Origin of the sequence: Caballeronia sp. LZ043 (assembly GCF_031451075.1) — a bacterium.
Classification (GTDB): domain Bacteria; phylum Pseudomonadota; class Gammaproteobacteria; order Burkholderiales; family Burkholderiaceae; genus Caballeronia.
Window position 1 is genome coordinate 1224335 of the sequence record NZ_JARUXT010000004.1, and the last position, 20699, is coordinate 1245033.

22 protein-coding genes and 1 pseudogene are annotated in these 20699 nt (G+C 66.7%); 14 read left to right on the forward strand and 9 right to left on the reverse strand.

Going from position 1 to position 20699, the window contains the following annotated elements:
• Both QCE64_RS33170 and QCE64_RS33175 read left to right on the forward strand, forming a co-directional pair.
• Positions 1 to 99 (forward strand): aldehyde dehydrogenase family protein (locus QCE64_RS33170; protein WP_310005768.1); only part of this gene is annotated, 99 nt, incomplete at its 5' end.
• 213 nt (positions 100 to 312) lie between these two features.
• The gene (locus QCE64_RS33175) at positions 313 to 1476 is read left to right on the forward strand and encodes a metallophosphoesterase (RefSeq protein ID WP_309935196.1); all 1164 of its coding nucleotides are present in this window, start codon (positions 313 to 315) and stop codon (positions 1474 to 1476) included.
• A gap of 241 nt (positions 1477 to 1717) precedes the next feature.
• Here QCE64_RS33175 and QCE64_RS33180 read toward each other — a convergent pair whose 3' ends face one another.
• The 4 genes from QCE64_RS33180 to QCE64_RS33195 are packed head-to-tail and all read right to left on the reverse strand — an operon-like array spanning position 1718 to position 4548.
• The gene (locus QCE64_RS33180) at positions 1718 to 2299 is read right to left on the reverse strand and encodes a hydrolase (protein ID WP_309927044.1); all 582 of its coding nucleotides are present in this window, start codon (positions 2297 to 2299) and stop codon (positions 1718 to 1720) included.
• 41 nt (positions 2300 to 2340) lie between these two features.
• Positions 2341 to 2823: a peptide-methionine (R)-S-oxide reductase MsrB gene (msrB, locus tag QCE64_RS33185; RefSeq protein ID WP_310008384.1), complete on the reverse strand. Its 483-nt coding sequence runs from the start codon at positions 2821 to 2823 to the stop codon at positions 2341 to 2343.
• Positions 2824 to 2863: 40 nt separating this feature from the next.
• Entirely contained in the window at positions 2864 to 3625 is a 762-nt protein-coding gene (locus tag QCE64_RS33190) for an ABC transporter permease (protein ID WP_309819416.1), read from the reverse strand.
• A complete protein-coding gene (locus QCE64_RS33195) occupies positions 3622 to 4548 on the reverse strand; it encodes an ABC transporter ATP-binding protein (protein ID WP_309927048.1) in 927 nt (308 codons plus the stop codon). The genes QCE64_RS33190 and QCE64_RS33195 overlap by 4 nt, the downstream gene beginning before the upstream one ends.
• A gap of 131 nt (positions 4549 to 4679) precedes the next feature.
• Here QCE64_RS33195 and QCE64_RS33200 point away from each other — a divergent pair, with 131 nt between their 5' ends.
• Both QCE64_RS33200 and QCE64_RS33205 read left to right on the forward strand, forming a co-directional pair.
• A complete protein-coding gene (locus QCE64_RS33200; RefSeq protein ID WP_309927050.1) occupies positions 4680 to 5159 on the forward strand; it encodes a 2,4'-dihydroxyacetophenone dioxygenase family protein in 480 nt (159 codons plus the stop codon).
• Positions 5160 to 5280: 121 nt separating this feature from the next.
• The gene (locus QCE64_RS33205; RefSeq protein WP_309927051.1) at positions 5281 to 6132 is read left to right on the forward strand and encodes a 3-hydroxybutyryl-CoA dehydrogenase; all 852 of its coding nucleotides are present in this window, start codon (positions 5281 to 5283) and stop codon (positions 6130 to 6132) included.
• An 11-nt stretch (positions 6133 to 6143) separates the two neighbouring features.
• On the opposite strand, the gene QCE64_RS33210 is transcribed toward QCE64_RS33205, so the two are convergent.
• Together QCE64_RS33210 and QCE64_RS33215 are read right to left on the reverse strand one after the other, a co-directional pair.
• Positions 6144 to 7133, reverse strand: coding sequence for a glutathione S-transferase family protein (locus QCE64_RS33210; protein WP_309927052.1), 990 nt, complete (start codon positions 7131 to 7133; stop codon positions 6144 to 6146).
• 65 nt (positions 7134 to 7198) lie between these two features.
• Complete coding sequence (locus tag QCE64_RS33215; RefSeq protein WP_310008387.1) at positions 7199 to 8146, reverse strand: alpha/beta hydrolase; 948 nt, start codon at positions 8144 to 8146, stop codon at positions 7199 to 7201.
• Between the two features lie 105 nt (positions 8147 to 8251).
• On the opposite strand from QCE64_RS33215, the gene QCE64_RS33220 reads away from it, so the two are divergent.
• From QCE64_RS33220 to ydiK, 8 genes and pseudogenes are all read left to right on the forward strand, one after another.
• Positions 8252 to 9166: a LysR family transcriptional regulator gene (locus QCE64_RS33220; RefSeq protein WP_309927055.1), complete on the forward strand. Its 915-nt coding sequence runs from the start codon at positions 8252 to 8254 to the stop codon at positions 9164 to 9166.
• Between the two features lie 107 nt (positions 9167 to 9273).
• Entirely contained in the window at positions 9274 to 9615 is a 342-nt protein-coding gene (locus QCE64_RS33225; protein ID WP_309927058.1) for a hypothetical protein, read from the forward strand.
• A gap of 252 nt (positions 9616 to 9867) precedes the next feature.
• Positions 9868 to 10470 (forward strand): annotated as a pseudogene (locus tag QCE64_RS33230) (RNA polymerase sigma factor); the annotation flags it as partial.
• The gene (locus tag QCE64_RS33235; RefSeq protein WP_309927060.1) at positions 10467 to 10901 is read left to right on the forward strand and encodes a hypothetical protein; all 435 of its coding nucleotides are present in this window, start codon (positions 10467 to 10469) and stop codon (positions 10899 to 10901) included. The pseudogene QCE64_RS33230 and the gene QCE64_RS33235, both read left to right, overlap by 4 nt.
• Complete coding sequence (locus QCE64_RS33240) at positions 10898 to 11413, forward strand: periplasmic heavy metal sensor (protein ID WP_310008388.1); 516 nt, start codon at positions 10898 to 10900, stop codon at positions 11411 to 11413. Before QCE64_RS33235 ends, QCE64_RS33240 begins: the two co-directional genes overlap by 4 nt.
• A 42-nt stretch (positions 11414 to 11455) precedes the next feature.
• Positions 11456 to 12883, forward strand: a complete 1428-nt coding sequence (locus QCE64_RS33245; RefSeq protein ID WP_310008390.1) for a DUF1800 domain-containing protein — start codon at positions 11456 to 11458, stop codon at positions 12881 to 12883.
• Between the two features lie 4 nt (positions 12884 to 12887).
• Positions 12888 to 14036 carry a DUF1501 domain-containing protein gene (locus QCE64_RS33250; protein ID WP_309927066.1) on the forward strand — a complete coding sequence of 383 codons (1149 nt, stop codon included), beginning with the start codon at positions 12888 to 12890 and terminating at the stop codon, positions 14034 to 14036.
• Positions 14037 to 14258: 222 nt separating this feature from the next.
• Entirely contained in the window at positions 14259 to 15416 is a 1158-nt protein-coding gene (gene ydiK / locus QCE64_RS33255; protein ID WP_309935205.1) for an AI-2E family transporter YdiK, read from the forward strand.
• Positions 15417 to 15489: 73 nt separating this feature from the next.
• Here the strand turns inward: ydiK and QCE64_RS33260 are convergent, their stop codons facing one another.
• The 3 genes from QCE64_RS33260 to QCE64_RS33270 form a co-directional block, all read right to left on the reverse strand.
• Positions 15490 to 16200 carry a hypothetical protein gene (locus tag QCE64_RS33260; protein WP_310008394.1) on the reverse strand — a complete coding sequence of 237 codons (711 nt, stop codon included), beginning with the start codon at positions 16198 to 16200 and terminating at the stop codon, positions 15490 to 15492.
• A gap of 173 nt (positions 16201 to 16373) precedes the next feature.
• A complete protein-coding gene (locus QCE64_RS33265; RefSeq protein WP_310008396.1) occupies positions 16374 to 18080 on the reverse strand; it encodes an AMP-binding protein in 1707 nt (568 codons plus the stop codon).
• 31 nt (positions 18081 to 18111) lie between these two features.
• Complete coding sequence (locus tag QCE64_RS33270; RefSeq protein ID WP_310008645.1) at positions 18112 to 19245, reverse strand: acyl-CoA dehydrogenase family protein; 1134 nt, start codon at positions 19243 to 19245, stop codon at positions 18112 to 18114.
• 177 nt (positions 19246 to 19422) lie between these two features.
• On the opposite strand from QCE64_RS33270, the gene QCE64_RS33275 reads away from it, so the two are divergent.
• Together QCE64_RS33275 and QCE64_RS33280 are read left to right on the forward strand one after the other, a co-directional pair.
• Positions 19423 to 20463, forward strand: a complete 1041-nt coding sequence (locus QCE64_RS33275; RefSeq protein ID WP_310008399.1) for an AraC family transcriptional regulator — start codon at positions 19423 to 19425, stop codon at positions 20461 to 20463.
• Between the two features lie 82 nt (positions 20464 to 20545).
• Positions 20546 to 20698 (forward strand): hypothetical protein, encoded by a 153-nt coding sequence (locus tag QCE64_RS33280; protein ID WP_310008401.1) that lies wholly within the window; start codon positions 20546 to 20548, stop codon positions 20696 to 20698.
• The last annotated feature ends 1 nt before the right edge of the window (position 20699 follow it).

Below are 20699 nucleotides of genomic sequence, written 5' to 3' on the forward strand. Positions count from 1 at the left end.
CCGTTCGGCGGCGTCAAGCAATCCGGCCTCGGCCGCGAAGGCTCGCACTATGGCATCGATGACTACGTCGTCATCAAGTACCTGTGCATGGCGGTCTGATCACACGCTGAACGTTTCGATGCAGGCAAGCCTCGGCATTCCGGTGCCGGGGCTTTTTTTCGCATCGCGCAGATGGTCCGTCCTGCCATGCCGGACGGCGTCCCGCGCACCGAACCGGTAGAATTGGTTCCCTATCCGGCGCGGGCACTCGTGCCCGGCAGCGCGGGCGCTCATAGCCCACGCCCGCCGCTTCATCGATCTTCCAGGAGCGCTATGCGACGCTCGGCTTTCTTCATCCGCTTTATCGGTATCGGCATTCTGTTTCACATTTATGTCGGCGTGCGGCTCATCCCGGACGCGCCGGTGGGCCTGCCGCTCAAGGTGCTGGCCGCGGCGCTGCTGGTGGCGTCCGTGATCCTGATTCCCATCGGCATGGCCGCGCGCTCGCTCGAAACCCAGCCGCTCGCGGATCGTCTCGCCTGGTTCGGCCTGACCGCGCTCGGCTTCTTTTCCTCGCTGTTGCTGCTGACGTTCGCACGCGACGTCATGTTGTTCTGTGTCCACCTCATCGACTGGGTGCGCGGCGTGCCGGTGGGCTCGCCCACGCTGGTGGCCCGCAGCGCGCTGATCGTTCCGCTGCTGGCCGTGCTGTCTTCGGCAATCGGCTTTTACAATGCGCGCCGCCGCGCGCCGGTGGTGGACGTGGACGTGCCCATCGAGAATCTGCCCGCCGCGCTCGATGGCTTCACCATCGTGCAGATCAGCGACATCCACGTCGGGCCGACGATCAAGCGGCACTACGTGGAACGCATTGTCGCCGCCGTGAACGGACTCGAGCCGGACCTGATTGCGGTGACCGGAGACGTGGTGGATGGCTCGGTGCCCCATCTCGCCGACCACACTCGCCCGCTGGCCAAGCTGAGCGCGCGCCATGGCGCGTTTCTCGTCACCGGCAATCACGAGTACTACTCCGGCGCCGACAAGTGGATTGCGGAGTTCCGCCGCCTCGGCCTCAACGTGCTGCTCAATCAGCACGTGGTGCTGGACCACGACGGCGCCCAGGCCGTGGTAGCCGGCGTGACGGACTACGGCGCGGGCAGCTTCGATCCCGCGCACCGCAGCGATCCGGCCCAGGCGATCAGCGGCGCCCCGCCCGACGCCGCCGTACGCGTGCTGCTGGCGCATCAGCCGCGCAGCGCGCCAGCCGCAGCCGACGCAGGTTTTACGCTGCAACTTTCCGGCCACACGCACGGCGGACAGTTCCTCCCGTGGAACTTCTTCGTGCGCTTGCAGCAGCCCTTCGTTGCCGGGCTAGTCAAGTTCAATGGACTGTGGGTCTATACGAGCCGAGGAACCGGCTACTGGGGACCGCCGAAGCGTCTGGGCGCACCTTCGGAAATTACACGGATAAGACTGATTCCCTCGGCAGCAACGTAGGCTGCTTGACGCTCGAAAGACGTGACACGTTAATCAATGGAAAGGTGGACACGCGCCGCGGTGTGCGACGCGCGTCCTGCGCTCGGGGAAAGCGCTGCATTCGAACAGGGGTAGAACGAATGCGCCGGGACTGACAGGCGGGGTCCCGTCAACCGGTTATAACAAGTTACGGGAACGTCGCGGCCGAGGCCATACGAATAATCCTAAAAACAGCCAGCCCTGTTCTCTCGCGCCGCCGACTTCAGGCCAGCGCCGCCAGCACTTGCTGCGTCGAGCGGATCCGCCCCATGCGCGGAAAGATGAAACGACAGGTCGATTCATGCGTGGCCGCGTTCAGATCGCTCATCGCGTCTTCGACGAAAATCTGCTGATAGCCACGTTCGTGCGCGCCGCGCGCGGTCGAATCGACACCGATGGCCGTCGCGATCCCGCCCAGCACGATCGTCTCGATGCCGCGTCGCCGCAGATGCGAATCCAGATCCGTGTTGTAGAAGGCGCCCCACTGCCGCTTGGTGACGATGATGTCGGACGGCTGCACGGCGAGTTCCGGACACAGGTCGCTCCAGCCGGCCGGCTCGGGCGTCTCCTGCGCCTGGCCCGCGTCGGTGATCGGGCGCAGGCCGCCGGGCCCGTTCGGAAACGCTACCCTGACGAGCACGACCGGCGCGCCGAGCGCGCGAAAACGGTCCGCGAGCGCGCGCGCATTGGCCAGCACGCTGGCGGAATCGTGCGGCTGCACGGGCAAGGCGGCGATGCCCGCCTGGAGATCAATCAGCACGAGTGCGCTTTGCGCGGCGGCAAGCTTGAGTTCAGGTGCGTTCATGAAAAGTAGCAAGAAGGAAACATGGATTTGAACCCGCGCTTTCAGGCGTCTTCCTGCCTGAAATCGAGCGCCGCGCCGTTCATGCAATAGCGCAGACCGGTGGGCTTCGGGCCGTCGTCGAACACGTGGCCGAGGTGGCCGCCGCAGCGCCGGCAATGCACTTCGTTGCGCATGTGGCCGGCGGCGTCGGCGTGCGTCGCGACCGAGCCGTCGAGTGGCTTCCAGAAGCTCGGCCAGCCGGTGCCGCTGTCGAACTTGGTCGCCGATGAAAACAGTTCGAGCGCACAGCCCGCGCACCGGTAGATGCCCTCGCGCCGCTCCTTGAGCAGCGGACTGGCGAACGGCGCCTCGGTGCCGCCGCGCCGCAGCACGCGGAATTGCTCGGCCGAAAGACGGCGGCGCCAGCCGGCCGCGCCGTGATCGATCTCGTAGGCCAGCGCGGGCGCGGAACGCGCGGCGCCGCTCGCGAAGAAGCCGGTCATTGCGCCGAAAACATGCCGCTTCGTGCGTCTCATGATTTTCATCCGGTGAACGCCCTCTTTGCTGGCCAGAACCACCGTCGGGTCAGGTCTTGATCCGGTAACCCGTCTTGAAGATCCACGCGACGATCGCGATGAACACTGCAAGGAATACTAGCGTCATGCCGAAACTCACGCCCACCTGGACATCGGCGAGCCCGTAAAAACTCCAGCGAAAGCCGCTGATCAGATACACGACCGGATTGAACAACGCGACGGTCTTCCAGAACGGCGGCAGTATGTTGATCGAGTAGAAGCTGCCGCCGAGGAACGTGAGCGGCGTGACGATGAGCAGCGGAATGATCTGCAGCTTTTCGAAGCCGTCCGCCCAGATGCCGATGATGAACCCGAGCAGGCTGAACGTCACCGACGTCAGCAGCAGGAACACGATCATCCAGAACGGATGGTCGATCCTGAGCGGCACGAACAGGCGCGCGGTCAGCAGGATGATGAGGCCCAGGATGATGGACTTGGTCGCGGCCGCGCCCACGTAGCTCACCACCAGCTCGAAGTACGAGACCGGCGCGGACAGCAGTTCGTAGATGGTGCCGGTGAACTTTGGAAAGTAGATGCCGAAGGACGCATTCGCGATGCTCTGCGTCAACAGCGACAGCATGACGAGGCCCGGCACGATGAACGCGCCGTAGCTGATGCCGTCCACTTCCGGGATGCGCGAGCCGATGGCCGCGCCGAACACGACGAAGTAAAGCGACGTGGAGATCACCGGCGACACGATGCTCTGCATCAGCGTGCGTCCGGCGCGCGCCATCTCGAAACGGTAGATTGCGCGAACGGCATGAAGATTCATTTGGCTTCCCTGACGAGGCTCACGAAGATGTCTTCGAGCGAGCTTTGCGTCGTTTGCAGGTCCTTGAAACGCACGCCGGCTTCGTCCACATGACGCAACAGCGCGATGATGCGGCCCGGTTCGTCGTGGGCGTCGTAGGTGTAGGTGAGTTCGCTGCCGTCCGCCGAACGCGCGAGGCCGTACGGCGCGAGCGGCGCGGGAATGGCGTCGAGCGGGGTTTCGAGTTGCAGCGTGAGCTTCTTCTGGCCGAGCTTGCGCATGAGTTCGCGCTTCTCTTCCACCAGCACGATCTCGCCGCGGTTGATGACGCCGATGCGGTCCGCCATCTCCTCCGCTTCCTCGATGTAGTGCGTCGTCAGGATGATCGTGACGCCGTTCTGCTGCAGCTCGCGCACGAGGTTCCACATGTCGCGGCGCAGTTCGACGTCGACGCCGGCGGTGGGTTCGTCGAGAAACAGGATCTCGGGTTCGTGCGCCAGCGCCTTCGCGATCAGCACGCGCCGTTTCATGCCGCCCGAGAGCGTCATGATCTTGTTGTCCTTCTTCGCCCACAGCGACAGCGACTTCAGCACCTTCTCGACATAGGCCGGATTCTTCGGCCGGCCGAACAGCCCGCGGCTGAAGGACACGGTGGCCCAGACGGTTTCGAAGGCGTCCGTGGTGAGTTCCTGCGGCACGAGGCCGATCATGGCGCGCGCGGCGCGGTAGTCCGTGACGATGTCGTGACCGGCCACGGTGACCTGGCCTTCGCTCGGATTCACGATGCCGCAGACCGTGCTGATGAGCGTGGTCTTGCCGGCGCCGTTCGGCCCAAGCAGCGCGAAGATTTCGCCGCGCCGGATCTCGAGATTGACGTGCTTGAGCGCGTGAAAGCCCGACCCGTAGGTCTTGGACAGATTGGAAACGGTGATGATGGTTGGCATGGCACGGACGATAGCAGATCGGGCGCGATCCGGCTTGGTCGGCTGGGGTCGGCCCGGGTCGTCCGTTCGGCCGATGTTCAGCGGGAGTCGCACTGCCTACAATGCACTGCTGATTGCACGGAGCCGACATCATGCTGTTCGAACAGATTCACACCACCTGCCTCAATGACGCGGACCTGCCCTGGGTGCCGTTCACGCCCTACAGCGAGCGCGTCCTGGTCAAGTACTTCAAGCTCGACCCGGTCCGCGGCGAGGTCATCGCGCTGATGAAGGCGCCGCCGCGGGGCGAGATGCCGCGGCATCGCCATACGGGTACGGTGATCGTCCATACGGTGCAGGGGCGCTGGAAGTATCGCGAGCACGACTGGATCGCAGCGCCGGGCAGCATCGTGTACGAGACCGCCGGATCGAGCCATACGCCCGAGGCGCTTGCCGATGACGCCGCGCAGGACGACATCGTCACGCTCAACATCATCCAGGGCGAACTGCTCTTCGTGAACGAACGCGGCCAGGTGCTCGCCAGCGAGAACTGGAAGACCGGCTGGGATCGGTATGCGGCTTACTGTCAGGCGAATGGCATCGAAGCCAGGGACCTGACGGCGTTCGGCTAGAACCGCCCGCTTTCTCGCTGGTTAGAATCGAACCCTCGTCGAACCTTCCGGCGCGCGCCGCGCCATCGACCATTCAGGCTTGCCGGCTGCCCGAGCCGGCGCACACACAGGGAGCAGCAGCATGAAGATTCAGACCGTCGGCATCGTCGGTGCGGGAACCATGGGCAACGGCATTGCGCAGGTCGCGGCCGTCGCGGGCTTCGAAGTCGTGCTGATCGACGTCACCGAGGCCGCGCTCGCCAAAGGCGTCGCCACGCTCACCGGCAGCCTGGAGCGGCTCGTGTCGAAGGACAAGCTGGAGGCCGGCGCGCGCGATGCCGCGCTCAAGCGCATTGCCACGTCCACCGACTACGGGCGTCTGACTGACGCCGACATCGTGATCGAAGCCGCGACCGAGAACACGGAACTGAAGAACCGCATCCTGAAGCAGATCGAGGAAGCGGCACGCCCGGACGCGATCATCGCGTCGAACACCTCGTCCATCTCCATCACCGCGCTCGGCGCCACGCTTGCCACGCCGGAGCGTTTCATCGGCATGCACTTCTTCAATCCGGTGCCCTTGCTGCAACTGGTCGAGGTGATCCGCGGCGTGCAGACCAGCGACGCCACCGCCGCCGCCGTGCGCGAACTCACGGAGAAGCTCGGCAAGTCGCCTATCGGCGTGCGTAATTCGCCGGGCTTCGTCGTCAACCGCATCCTCGTGCCGATGATCAATGAAGCCTTTTTCGTGCTGTATGAAGGCGTGGCGAGCGCCGAGGAAATCGACGCCGGCATGAAGCTCGGCGCCAATCATCCTATCGGCCCGCTTGCGCTGGCCGACCTGATCGGCCTCGACGTGTGCCTCTCCGTGATGGACGTGTTCCTCAAGGACTTCGGCGATTCGAAATATCGCGCGTGTCCGCTGTTGCGCGAACTGGTTGCGGCGGGCCGGCTCGGCCGCAAGACGAAGCACGGCGTATACCGGTACGACTGAGTCCAACTGAGTCAGGTCGCAGCGGGCAGCCGCGCGCGGTCGTGCGCCGCGGTGAAATCGAGCAGCGGTCCGGCGGGCACGATGCCCGTTGGATTGATCGTCCGATGGCTCTCGTAGTAATGCCGCTTGATGTGCACGAAATTCACCGTGTCTGCCACGCCCGGCATCTGGTAGATCTCACGCGCATAGTTCGACAGGTTCGGATAGTCGGCAATACGCCGCAGATTGCACTTGAAGTGCCCGACATACACCGCGTCGAAGCGCACCAGCGTCGTGAACAGGCGGATGTCGGCTTCGGTGAAGCGCGGGCCCGTCAGATAGCGGCGCGACTGCAAGCGTGCTTCGAGGAAATCGAGCGTGTCGAAGAGCGGCAGCACGGCTTCTTCGTACGCGGCCTGCGTGGTCGCGAAACCGGCCTTGTAGACGCCGTTGTTGACCGTGTCGTAGATGCGCGCGTTGAGTGCGTCGATGTCCTCGCGGAGTTCGTGCGGGGTGTAATCGCCGGGCAGTGCGCCGATGCCGTCGAACGCGGAATTCAGCATGCGGATGACTTCCGACGACTCGTTGTTGACGATCGTCCCGCGCGCTTTGTCCCACAGAACTGGCACCGTCACGCGGCCGCTGTAGTTCGGATCTGCGGCGGTGTAGACCTGATGCATGAAGCGCGCGCCGTTGATCGCGTCGGGCACGACGCCCGGCCCGTCCGCGAAGGTCCAGCCGTTCTCGAGCATCAGCCAGTGGACGACCGAAACGTCGATCATCCCCTGCAAGCCCTTGAGCGCCCGCATGATCAACGCGCGGTGCGCCCACGGACACGCGAGGCTCACGTACAGGTGGTACCGGCCCGCTTCGGCGCGAAACCCGCCCTCGCCGCTCGGACCGGGCGCACCGTCGGCCGTGACCCAGTTGCGAAAGGCCGCTTCCTTGCGCACGAAGCGCCCGCCCGTGGATGCCGTGTCGTACCACCCGTCCTGCCATTTGCCATCGACCAGAAGTCCCATTTCACACGCTCCCTGTAGTGTTCCCGCAGCGCGGTGCAAGACGCGCGCCGCGGCAATCGGGTGGATCAGTTGGACGCAGGCGTGTCGATGAAACGCACGAGTTGCGCCATGGTCACGTCCGGTGCTTCTTCCATCAGCCAGTGTCCGCTGCCGGGCACGACCACGCCCTGCACGTCCGTCGCAACGAGCTTCGCCTGGTCGAGCAGGAACGTGCCCGAAGCCCGCTCGCCGGCGAGAACGATCATCGGCATCGGCAGCGGCGTCCGGGCGAACGCGGCGAAGTCCTCCGCGTCTTGCGGGAACGTGTGGAAATACTCGAATCCCGCGCGCATGCGGCCGTGGCGTGCGTATTGTGCCGAGTAATAACGGCGGTCGGCTTCGCTCAGGGAATGCGCGGAATCAGCGGCGAAGTCGTTCCAGAAGTGTTCGAAATACACGCGCTCACGCCCGCGCACGAGTTTTTCCGGCGTGTCGCCGTAGAAATTGAAGTGCCATTTGCCGCGCAGCAGCCAGACCTTCTGCCAGTCGCCGACGCCGGGCAGGAAAGCGTCCATCAGCACGATGCTGTCCACTTCGTCCGGATACTGCGCCGCGTAGGCATAGGCGACCATCAGTCCGATGTCATGCCCCACCAGCTTCACCTTGCGATAGCCGAGCGCACGCACCATCGCATGGATATCCTGCGCGAGCGTCTTCTTGTCGTAGCCCGTGGCGGGCATCGCGGACTCGCCCGCACCCGGTAAATCGGGCGCCAGGACCAGGCGGTCGGCGGCCAGCCGCGTCATCAGCGGCCGCCACATGTGGCTGGTTTCGGTGTAGCCGTGCAGCAGCACGACCGGCGTCGTCGCGTCGCCGCTCCCCGCTTGCAAGTAGTGAAGTTCCATACCGTTCGCATCGATCATGCGCGACTGGATCGCCGTCGAGGCGGATGCAGCCTGCGCGACCGGCAGCAACGCGGCCGCCGCGAGCAGTGCGCCGACCATAGGGCGCAGGAAAGGCAGCAATGAGTTCATCGTTTAGTTCCGCCGAAAGAGTGTTATCCGATGGCTCCAATCTTCGGCGCACCGCCTGCTTTTGCCGTACGATGCCGCGGATGAACTCGTTCGATGGAGTCGAACATGTTGTCGGAGGACGAACTCGCACTGCTCGACGCCATCCGCGAAACCGGCAGCCTGTCGCGCGCGGCGGCACGGCTGGGACGGGCGCCGTCGACGGTCTCCCACGCGGCGCGGCAACTGGAAACGCGCTTCGACGCCCTGCTCTTCGACCGGCGCCGCTACCGCCTGCAACTGACGCCCGCCGGCCATCTGCTCGCCGATGAAGCCGCGCGCCTGATGCTCGACGTCGGCCGGCTCGCGCAGCGCGTCAAGCAGATCGCGAGCGGCTGGGAAGACCGGCTGTGGATCGTGTGCGACGAGATCCTCGAATTCGAGACGATGCTCCCCGTCGTGCAGGCGTTCGACGCGCTCGGGTCCGGCGTCACGCTGCGCCTGACGCACGAGGTGCTGAGCGGCACCTGGGAAGCCCTGCGCGACGGCCGCGCCGATCTGATCGTCGGCGCCACGAACGAGCCGCCCGCCATTCCGGGCCTGCGCTGGTTCGAACTGGGCGTGATGGAGTGGGTGTTCGCCGTCGCGTCGCGCCATCCGCTCGCCCAGACCTCCGGTCCGCTCCGGCGCGAAGAGATCGCGGCGCATCGGGCGGTGGTGGTGGCGGATTCGTCGCGCGCCACAGGACGCGCCTATGGCGTGCTCGGCGGCCAGGCGGCGCTCGCGGTACCCAGCATGCGGGCGAAGATTCTCGCGCAGCGTCAGGGGCTCGGCACGGGCTGGCTGCCGCGCCATCGCATCGCGTCGCTGCTGGCGCGCGGCGAACTGATCGAGAAACCTACCGCCGATCCGCGCGAGCCCAACGTGCTGTACGTGGCATGGCGCGGCGATCACGAAGGACGTGCGCTGCAATGGTGGATCGAACAATTGCGTCAGCCGCGTCTCGCGAAGCATCTCGTCGACGGGCTCGACGCCTTCGCCTGATCTTTCGCCGTAAAACATCGTTACATTTGCCGGGCGCAAACCGCGACGGATTTTCGGCGCCCGCTGCGTTCAAGTTCTCGTCACCACTCTGAAAAGACGAGACCTTCATGACCCACCGATCCCTGCCCCTGCGCACCGCCCTGCTAGCACCGGTCCTGGCCGTTTCGTTCGGCGCGTTGCACAGCGTCGCCGCGCATGCACAAGCCGTTGTCGTTGCACCGGCGGTCGTTGCAGCGCCGGTCGCCCCGCCGCCGCCGCCCCGGGTCGAACCCCCGCCGCCGCCCCGCGCGGGCTATGCGTGGGATCCGGGCCACTGGCGCTGGGGACCCGGCCGCTATGTCTGGGTACCTGGCCACTGGAAGGCGGTACGCGTGGGCCACCACTGGGCCCCGGGACACTGGGCACGGCGCGGGCCGAATTATTTCTGGGTCGAAGGACATTGGGCCTGAGTCCGGCGCCCTGCTTCCCACGCCGCGACACATCTCGCGGCAGCACGTCAACCGTCGCCGCCGTGAGCACCTATCATCTGATTGAAGGACTGCATCATGCTGAAAGCACTGCTGGCCGCGGCGCTCGCGGCCGTGACGCTCGCCGGGTGCGTCGTGTATCCGGCGCACGCCGCCTACTATCGCGGACCGGTCGTCGTCTATTGACGATGTCAACAACCATGACAATCCGGCCGCTCACCGCGTGCAACAGGAACCGACACGACCTTGAACGAACCAGATCCGGATACCCGCCTCATCGCCCGCGTCGGCAAGCGGGAATCGGGCGCCGTTCGCGAGATCGTCGAGAAGAAGCTGCCGCGCATCGTTGCGCTTGCAACGCGCATGCTCGGCGATCGCGACGAGGCGGACGACGTGGCCCAGGAAGCCTTCATGCGCATCTGGAAAGCCGCGCCGGACTGGGTGCCCGGCGCGGCGCGCTTCGATACCTGGCTGCATCGCGTCACGCTGAACCTGTGCTACGACCGGCTGCGGCGCCATCGGGAGGCATCCATGTCGGACGAACTTCCGGAACAGGAAGATGCCGCGCCGCTGCCCGACGAGCGCATCGAAGCAAGCGACACCAACCAGCGTCTCACGTCTGCGCTCGCACGCTTGCCGGCGCGCCAGCGCGAGGCTCTGGTGCTGCAGTACTACCAGGAACTGTCGAACGCGGAGACCGCCGATCTGATGGGCGTGAGCGTCGAAGCGCTCGAAAGTCTGCTGGTCCGTGCGCGCCGCAATCTCAGGACCGCTCTCGAGGACCTGGCCCGCGGTCAGGGCGGATCTGATGACAGAGCCCCCAAGGAGCAACGATGACCCCCGACCGATTTCGTTACCTCACTGAAGCTTATGGGGCGTCCCCGGAACGCTGGCCCGCCGGCGAACGCAACGCCGCCCTCGCCCTCCTCGCCGACGGCAACGCCGACGCACACGCGGCACTGGCCCTGGCACGCACGCTCGACGGCATGCTCGACGCCCACGCCGTTGCCCGACCTGCGCCGGCACTCGCGCGGCGCATCATCGCTTCCGCACCGCCGCGGCCTGCGCGCGCGCCGTGGCTCAATCCGCGCCTGTGGTTTTCGGGCGTGGGTTTTGTCGGCGTGGGCGCAGCCGGCATCGCGGCGGGCGCGTTGTTGGTGACGCTGCTTGCACCCGCATCCGTAACGTATGAACACCTACACGGCGGATTTGAACAAACCCTTTCGGGCACCGCGTTCGGCGGCGCTTCGGATTGGAGCGATGAATGAGTTCACGCGCGCTGAAGGCGCTGACTGGCGTGTCGATCGTGCTCAACGTGTTCCTGCTCGGCTTGCTGGCGGGCGGCGTGTACTACCTGTCCGGTCCGCTCAAGGAACAGTTCTGCAAGCCGGCGGCGGCGCCGCGCGGCATCGGCTTCGCGGCGGCGGACCTTTCCCCGGACCGGCGCAAACAGCTGCGCCAAGCCTTGCGCGAGATGCGCCTCGCGAACCAGCCGCTGATACGGGAATCGCGCGAAGGGCGGATCGAGATCGCGCACATTCTCGCCGCGCCGACCTTCGACCGCCAGGCGCTCGACAACGCCCTCGCCCGCACCCGTCAGGCCGATGTCACCATGCGCGCGCTGACCGAAGGCACGGTGGCCGCGTTTGCCTCGACGCTCACCTTCGACGAACGCCTGAAGCTGGTCGGCGCGATGGAGCGCAACGGCCCGCTGCGCGCCGTGCCGCCCGAGGACCGGCCGCGGCTTCAGCCGCAGCCGCAGCCCCCACGGCAGCCCTGACGGCTGCACGCTGCCGATAGCATCCTGCCTCCGGAGACGACCATGAGCCTTGCGCCGCCGCTCACGCCTGCCGCCATCGCGGTGAACCGCTTCGGCCTGGGCGCGCGTCCGGGCGAACCGCTGCCCGCCGACCCGCACGGCTGGCTCACGCAGCAGCTCGATCCCGCCCGCGGCGGGTACGTTCCGATGCCTGCCGCGCTGGCCACTCAGCCGGCCAGCGCGGCGCTCGCCGAACGTTTCGCGGAACGCCAGCGGGCCTTGCGCGATGCCAGCGACGCCGACCGGCCCGTGCTGCGCAAGCAATACGGCGACATGATCCGCGAGGTGTATGTCAGCGCCGTCGATGCCCGCGTGACGAGCGCGCTCGGCACCGGGACGCCGTTCGTGGAACGCCTGGTGCATTTCTGGGCGAACCACTTCGCGGTGTCGATCGAAAAGCCGCCGGTCGCGCTGCTGGCCGGCTCGTTCGAGAACGAAGCGATCCGCCCGCACGTGCTCGGCCGCTTCGAGGACATGCTGGTGGCCGTGGAGCGCCATCCGGCGATGCAGATCTTCCTGGACCAGCCGCGTTCGATCGGCCCTGACAGCCCCGCCGCCGAACGCGCCGAAATGCGCGATCCCGCCCGCAAGCGCGGCCTGAACGAAAACCTCGCGCGCGAGATCATGGAATTGCATACGCTCGGCGCGCGCACCGGCTATACGCAGGGCGACGTGACCGAATTCGCCCGCGCGCTCACCGGCTGGAGTCTCGGCGCGATGTCCGCGCGGGCTGCGCAGGTTGCAAGCAATCCCGCCGATCCGACGCCGCCCGGCCAGTACACATTCCGCCCGCGCCTGCACGAACCGGGCGTGCGCACGGTGATGGGCCGTCAGTACGCACAGGACGGCGAAGCGCAGCCGCTCGCGGTGCTGCACGATCTGGCCGCGTCGCCCGCGACGGCGCGGCACATCGCCGACAAGCTCGCGCGTCACTTCGTTGCCGATACGCCGCCGCCCGCGCTCGTCGAACGGCTCGCGAAGGTTTTCGGCGATAGCGGCGGCGATCTGCCCGCGGTCTATCGCGCGCTGGTCGAAGCGCCGGAGGCGTGGCCCGCGACGCCGACCAAGTTCAAGTCGCCATGGGACTGGACGCTTTCCTCGTTACGCGGACTCGGCCGCACCGGCCTGGAAAACATGCACGCCGCGCCATTGCTGCGGCAGCTCGGGCAGCCGGTATGGCGACCCGGCTCGCCTGCCGGCTACGACGATGCCGCCGCAAGCTGGGCCGCGCCGGATGCGCTGGTGCGCCGCGTCGAGATCGCGCAGCGCTTCGCCGCGCACAGCAGCGCAACGCTCGACGCCCGCGCGCTCGGTCCGCAACTGCTGGCGGGCTCGCTGTCGGAACCGACAGGCAGCGCGGTGGCGCGCGCCGAAAGCGCGCAGACCGCGCTGGCGCTGCTGCTGGTATCGCCCGATTTTCTGAGGAGATGAACGCATGCTGACCCGTCGCCGATTTCTCCGCTGCGCAGGCGCAAGCGCCGGCGCGATGCTGATTGCGCCGCAACTCGTGCTGGCGTCCGCCGAAACCGAACGCCGCTTCGTCTTCGTGATCCAGCGCGGCGCGGCGGATGGCCTGAACATCGTCGTGCCCTATGGCGATCCGGCCTACGCGGCGCTGCGCGGACCGCTCGCCATCGACGCCGCGACGGCCACCAAGCTCGACGGCACGTTCGCGCTTCATCCGTCCTTGCAGACGGCCGCGCAGATGTATCGCGACAAGCAGGCGCTGTTCGTCCACGCGGTGGCGTCGCCGTATCGCGAGCGTTCGCACTTCGACGGCCAGAACGTGCTCGAAACCGGCGGCAGCGCGCCGTATCAGTTGAAGGACGGCTGGCTTAACCGTCTTCTGTCGATGCTGCCCGCACCGCGCGCCGACGCCGTCGCCCTCGCGCCGACCGTGCCGCTCGCGCTGCGCGGCCGCGCCGATGTCACTTCCTATGCGCCGTCCGGACTGCCGCAGGCTCCGGACGATCTGATCACGCGCGTCTCGCAGCTCTATGCCGGCGACGCGCAACTGCACCCGTTATGGGACGCCGCGATGCAGGCGCGCGGCCTCGCCGCCGACGCCGGCGCGCGGCAGGATCCGGCCAGCCTCGGCAAGCTTGCGGCGACCTTCCTGAGCAAGCCCGACGGCCCGCGCATCGCGATGATCGAAACCGGCGGCTGGGACACGCACAGCGCGCAGAACCCGCGTCTTGCCACGCAGCTGAAAGCGCTCGACGCGATGCTCGGCGCCCTGCGCGATGGACTCGGCACACACTGGGCCGACACGACCGTGCTGGTGGCGACCGAATTCGGCCGCACCGCCGCGGCCAACGGCACGGGCGGCACGGACCACGGGACGGCGTCGGCGGCGCTGCTGCTGGGCGGCGCGGTGGCAGGCGGACGCGTGCTCGCGGATTGGCCGGGACTGGCGAACGCATCGCTGTATCAGGCGCGCGACCTGAAGCCGACCCTCGGACTCGATGCCGTGATCGCGCACGCGGCGGGCGAAAGCTTCGGCATCGATCCGCAACGCGTGGCGGCCTCGCTGTTTCCTGAAGGCAGCACGGCAATGTTGCGCGAACGCTTGCTGAGAAGCTGAACTACTCTGGTTCCATCGCACGCGCCACGAACCTGACGTCCGGCAAGGCTGCGACACATTTTTAGTAGTATGGATTGAGCTGCCGTTATGATGGCGGCGGTTTTTCTGCGCTCAGGCTTGCCGGATCGCCGGCTTTCGCTTATCGCTGATTCAATTCAGGCGCGCACGTTCGAGGCTTCGTCCGCACGCCTCGCGCCCCCGTCCACTTCCCTCCATACCATCATGTCCACCACGCCCAATCCCGCCAACACTCCCCCGCCGCGTCAGCCCGTGGACATCGCCCGAATCCTGCTCGTCATCACGATACTCGCGGCGCTGACCGTCGGCAGTCTCTATGTGCTGCGCCCCTTCCTGCCGGGGCTCATCTGGGCCACCACGATTGTCGTGGCGACCTGGCCGCTGATGGTCGCGGTGCAGCGCCGCGCCGGCAACCGCCGTTGGGTAGCGACGAGCGTGATGCTGCTCGGGCTCCTGATCGTCATCGTGCTGCCGCTCTATGAAGCCATCTCGACGCTCGCGCTGCACGGCGGCGAAATCATGGCGGCCATCAAGACCCTGCCTTCCTACGCGCTGCCTCCGCCGCCCGGCTGGATCCACGACGTGCCGCTCGCCGGCGAACGCATCGCCAAGGAGTGGCAGATGCTGTCCGACGCCGGCCCCGGCGGCCTGCTCGCCAAGCTCGAACCCTATGTGACCGTCGCCGCGCGCTGGATGCTTTCACACGCGGCCGTGGTCGGCGTGTTCGTCGTGCATATGGTCATCACCGTGATCATCTCGGGCATCCTGTACATGAACGGCGAAGCGGCGGGACGCTTCATCACGCGCTTCGCGACGCGCATCGCCGCGCAGCGCGGCGCCGAAGCCGTCAAGCTCGCCGGCCTTGCGATTCGCGCGGTGGCGCTCGGCATCGTGGTCACGGCCGTCACGCAATCGGCGCTGGGCGGCATCGGCCTCGCGCTCGCGGGCGTGCCCGCCGCGGGCATCATCACGGCCGTCATGCTGATGCTGTGTCTCGCGCAGATCGGGCCGCTGCTGCCGCTGCTCGGCGGCGTCGCCTGGCTGTTCTGGCATGGCGCGCATGTCGCGTCGATCCTGTTGCTCGTGTGGTCGATCATGATCGCGATGCTCGACAACTTCCTGCGCCCCATCCTGATCCGGCGCGGCGTGAACCTTTCCATGCTGCTGATTCTGTCCGGCGTGCTCGGCGGCATGTTCGCGTTCGGCATCGTCGGTTTGTTCATTGGCCCGGTGATTCTCGCCGTGACGTCGACCATCCTCAACGCGTGGATCAACGAGCAACCGCCGCTGCCGCAAGTCGAAGCGATGCGCGGCGCGGCGCCCGCTGGTGATCTCGCGGACGTAGCGAGACGGCAGCCCTGACGCCGAGACAAAAAAAGCGGCGAAGCCTGAAAGCTCCGCCGCTCTGCTTCACCATGCTGCACGCCGCGCGCGCTTATTTCACGCCGCTCAACGCCGAAGTCGCGATCGAAGGCACCGAGATGTTATTGGCCTTCGCGTACTGCACGGCCTGCGTGAGCGTCTGCACCAGCGACTGCAACTGCCCCGGCGCGGACTGCGCGATATAGCTCGCGGCCTGTGCCGTACCCGGGTTCGAGCCGGCCTGCAGCAGCGACGACATGTTCATCGAGTTCTTGACCGCGCCGAGACCGGATTGCAGGCCCGCGTACTGTTGCACGCCTTGACCGAGTGAGGCGAGGCCGTCGCTGAAGGTCTGCTTGCTGGCGGCCGTCGGCGGCGTGGCCGCGCCGTTCGAGAATGCCTGCAGCAGCGATTGCGACACGCTCTGTTGCGTGCCGCCGAGTTGCGACAACACGCTCGTGCTCGGCGCGCTGCCGGCCGTTGCACCCGACAGCAATCCCGCCGCCGACTGCGCCTGACTCGCGGCGCTCGACATGCCCATCGCCGATGCAAGGCTCGACTGCCCCGTCAGCACTTGCTGATTCGCGCCGAGATAGTTCTGCACGAGCGAGCCCAGCGCCGAAGGCTGCGCGGCCTGATTCGACGCCGCGCCGGCGACATCCGACTTGGCGCTGCCGAAGCCGAACTGCTGCAGATTGAGTTGCGCGTACGATGCGGCCGGAGCCAGCAACGAGAATGCAATGCCCGATGCAATGATTGCGCGGCACGCTGCGGGTTTCGACATGATCCGTCCTCCTGTTCGATGGGTCCGATGCTGAATCAGGGCGATTCGACCATCGGCCCGGAGGACGGTTCGGCGCGGAAACATTTGCTTGCGAAAATCGTCGGGGGAATGCGTTTTGCGCGGGTTATCCCGCGAGCGCGCCGCGTCATGCCGATACGGCGCTTCCGAACGTTTCAACCTGCCTTGCTGGTCTGACGCAACTCCGGGAAATCCTCTTCCCAGAACTCGAATTCGCCGCGCGCGCCGTCTTCCGTACGCGCCGCTTCCTGGCGACGCAGATCGACACGGCGGATCTTGCCGGAGATGGTCTTCGGCAACTCGGCGAATTCGAGCCTGCGGATGCGCTTGTAGGGCGCCAGGCGCTCGCGCGAAAACGCGAACACGCTGCGCGCCAGATCCGGGCCGATGGCATAGCCATGACGCAGCGTGACAAAGGCCTTCGGCACCGCGAGGCGCAGCGGGTCGGGACTGGGCACGACCGCAGCTTCGGCGATCGCCTCATGCTCGATCAGCACGCTCTCGAGTTCGAACGGGCTCAGCCGGTAGTCCGACGACTTGAACACATCGTCCGCCCGGCCGACATAGACGAAATAGCCGTCGCTGCCGCGTAACGCCACATCCGAAGTGCGATAGAAACCGCCGCGCATTGCGGTCTCCGTGGCCTTCGGATTGTCCGCATAGCCGGTCATCAGGCCGAGCGGCGGCGGGTCGAGCGCCAGCGCGATTTCGCCCTCTTCCGTCTCCATGCCGTCCGGATCGAGCAGCGCGACGCGATAGCCCGGCAGCGGCCGGCCCATCGAGCCGGGTACGAGCGGTTGTCCCGGCGTGTTGGCAATCTGCGCGGTGGTTTCGGTCTGACCGTAGCCGTCGCGGATCGACAGGCCCCACGCCGTCTGCACGCGCTCGATGATCTCCGGATTCAGCGGCTCGCCCGCGCCGACGATCTCGCGCAGCTTCACCGCATACGACGCCAGCGGCTCCTGCACGAGCATGCGCCAGACGGTCGGCGGCGCGCACAGCGTGGTGACTTCGTGCTCGACGAGCACTTCCAGCGCGCGAGCGGCGTCGAAACGGCTGAAGTTGTAGATGAACACGCAGGCCCGCGCGTTCCACGGCGCGAAAAAGCAGCTCCATGCGTGCTTCGCCCAGCCGGGCGAGCTGATGTTCCAGTGCACGTCGCCGGGTTGCAGGCCGATCCAGTACATCGTCGACAGATGTCCCACCGGATAACTCTGGTGCGTATGCGCGACGAGTTTCGGCTTCGAGGTCGTGCCCGACGTGAAATACAGCAGGTAAGGATCAGCGGCATTCGTTTCGGCATCCGGAGCAAACTCCGGCGACGTTTCGTAAGCGGCGCCGTGATCCAGCCATCCCTCGCGCGCGCCGCCCACCGCGATGCGCAGCCCCGGCACGTCGATGCCGTCGAATTTCGGCGTATCGGCGGCATCGACGATCACATGCTGCACGCGACCGAGCGCGATGCGATCGCGCAAGTCGGCGGGCGCGAGCTGCGTCGTCGCGGGCAGGACGATGGCGCCGAGCTTCATCGCGGCAAGCATTACATCCCACAGTTCGACGCGGTTCGGCAACATCAGCAGGATGCGTTCGCCACGCGCGACACCCAGGCCGCGCAGATGATTCGCCACGCGCGCCGAACGCTCGCTCATCTGCGCGAACGAAAGGCGTGTCGCGCCGCCGCTTTCATCGACGATATGCAAGGCCGGCGCGTGATTGTCGCGGGCCATCGGATCGAAGTAATCGAGCGCCCAGTTGAAGCGGTCGAGCACGGGCCATTTGAAGTCGCGATAGGCCGTGTCGTAATCCGTGCGATGCGCAAACAGAAAATCTCGTGCTTCGATGAAAGCCGTGGCGTCGTTCATTGCGTCTCCGTGATTTTTATAGGGGCACCGCTCAGACGTTGCGCGCGATCACCATCCGCTGCACTTCGCTCGTGCCTTCGTAGATCTGCGTGATGCGTGCATCGCGATAATGCCGCTCCACCGGGTAATCCTCCAGATAGCCATAGCCGCCGTGGATCTGGATGGCATCGGAACACACGCGCTCCGCCATTTCCGAGGCGAACAGCTTTGCCTGCGACGCCTCCGACAGGCACGGCACGCCTTCCGTGCGCATGCGCGCCGCGTGATGGATCAGGAGGCGCGCGGCGTTGATCTGCGTCTGCATGTCGGCCAGCTTGTTGGCGACCGATTGATGTTCATGGATCGGCCGGCCGAACTGCACGCGTTCGCGGGCATAGGCGCGGGCCGCGTCGAAGGCCGCGCGGGCGATGCCCAGCGCCTGCGCCGCAATGCCGATGCGCCCGCCCTCCAGATTCGACAGCGCGATCTTCAAACCCTCGCCGCGCTGGCCGAGCAGATTGGCGGCGGGAATCGCGCAGTCGTCGAAGGTGATCGGGCAGGTGTCGGACGCGCGGATGCCGAGCTTGTGCTCCGGCGCGCCGACGTTGAAGCCCGGCGTGTCCTTCGGCACGATGAACGCCGAGATGCCGCGCTTGCCCTGTTCCGGGTCCGTGACCGCGAAGACGATCGCCACGCCCGAGCGCGCGCCGTTCGTCACGAACTGCTTGCTGCCCGACAGGACCCACTGGCCGTCGCGTTCCACGGCGCGCACGCGCAGGTTGTTGGCCTCGGAGCCGGCCTGCGGTTCGGTCAGGCAGAACGCGCCGATGACCTCGCCGCTCGCGAGCTTCGGCAGCCACTCGGCCTTTTGCGCGTCGGTGCCGTAGGCGAGGATCGGTCCGCAGCCGACCGAGTTGTGCACGCTCATCAGCGTCCCGCACGAGGCGCAGCCGGCGGCGATCTCTTCCATCGCGAGGGCGTAGGCGGTGTAGTCGCTGAAGGTGCCGCCCAGCTCGGCGGGCACGATCATGCCGAGCAGGCCGAGTTCGCCCAGTTGCCGGATGACGCTGTCAGGCAGCGCGCCTTCGCGGTCCCATTGGCCCGCATCGGGCGCGAGGACTTCGGTCGCGAACTGGCGCGCCGCGTCGCGGATCATGCGCTGCTCTTCGGTGAGGAATGGGTCGATCATGGTCCTGGTCTGAAAGGTCTTGAGGTCGGCGCCGTGTCGCGCGGCATCGATCGTGTAAGCTTGCTGGCCGCCCATGCTGGTGGACGTCGGCGGTCATCCGTTCGAGTCTAGGCAATCGCCGGACCCTGGCCGATGCCCGAAACGATCACGCTAACTGAGCGCTTTGGCCACCTAGTGACAACCCCAAGTCCTGACAAGCACCTCGAGCACGTCGAGCACGTCGAACGCGATTCGATCGCCGTGAGTCTCGTCGAAGCCGCGCTGCGCTGCGCCGAAGCGCGCGGGGTCGCGCGCGACGGCTTGCTGGCCGCGGCGGGCATCGCCCCGACGATGCTGGCCTCGCCGCGTGCACGCGTGTCGCCGCTGCAGTACGGCAAGTTGTGGCACGCAGTAGCCGACGCCCTCGACGACGAGTTTTTCGGCCAGGACGCCCATCCGATGCGACGCGGCAGCTTCGTGCTGATGTGTCATGCGGCGCTCTCCGCACGCGACGGCACGCAGGCGCTGACGCGCATCGCGGACTTCATGCGCCTGGTGCTCGACGAACTGCGCTTCACGCCCGACATCGACGGCACACGCGTGCGCATCTGGCTCGACGACCGTGGCGATGCCCGCACGATGTTCGCCTACGCGACCGGCTTCATTCTCGTGTACGGGCTGCTGTGCTGGCTGGTCGGCCGGCGCATTCCGGTGCTGGCCGCGCATTTGCGCTGCCCTGAACCCGAGGCCGGCGACGAGTACCGCCTGATGTTCTGCGACGACATGCGTTTCGGCGCGGCGCGTTCGTTCGTCGATCTCGATGCCGGATGCGCGACGCTGACGGTCGTGCAGACGCGCGCGACGCTCAAACGCTTCCTGCGCGCGGCGCCGGCCAACTTCATCGTGAAGTATCGCAATCCGGATTCATTGACGGCGCGCATCCGACGGCACCTCAGGGAGACGCCGCCCGCCGACTGGCCGGAAGCGGAGCCGCTGGCCGCCGCGCTCAACATGGCGGAGGCGACGCTGCGCCGGCGGTTGAAGCAGGAAGGCTCGACCTACCGGGCGATCCGGGACGCGCTGAAGCGCGATCTCGCCATCGCGCGTCTTGCGCATACGCGGGAAACGATTCCGCAGATCGCCGACGCACTCGGCTTTGCCGAGCCGAGCGCATTCCGGCGCGCCTTCAGGAAGTGGACGGGCGTGCGCCCCGCCGATTACCGTCGGGGGCGCTGACTGCGGGGGCGCAGCGGGGCTGCTATATTGAACTTTCGCCTCGCCTCACCGGCATGAACCGACGACCCGCACGGAGCGCACCATGACGAAGCCCAGCCGCGACGACCCTGTCAAGCAGGACCTCCCCGACGAAGATGCCTTGCTCGACGAGGCGCTGGAAGAAAGTTTTCCGGCCAGTGATCCGATCGCCGTGCATCCCGAGCGGGAACGGCGCGACGAGGACAAGAAGCAGTAGA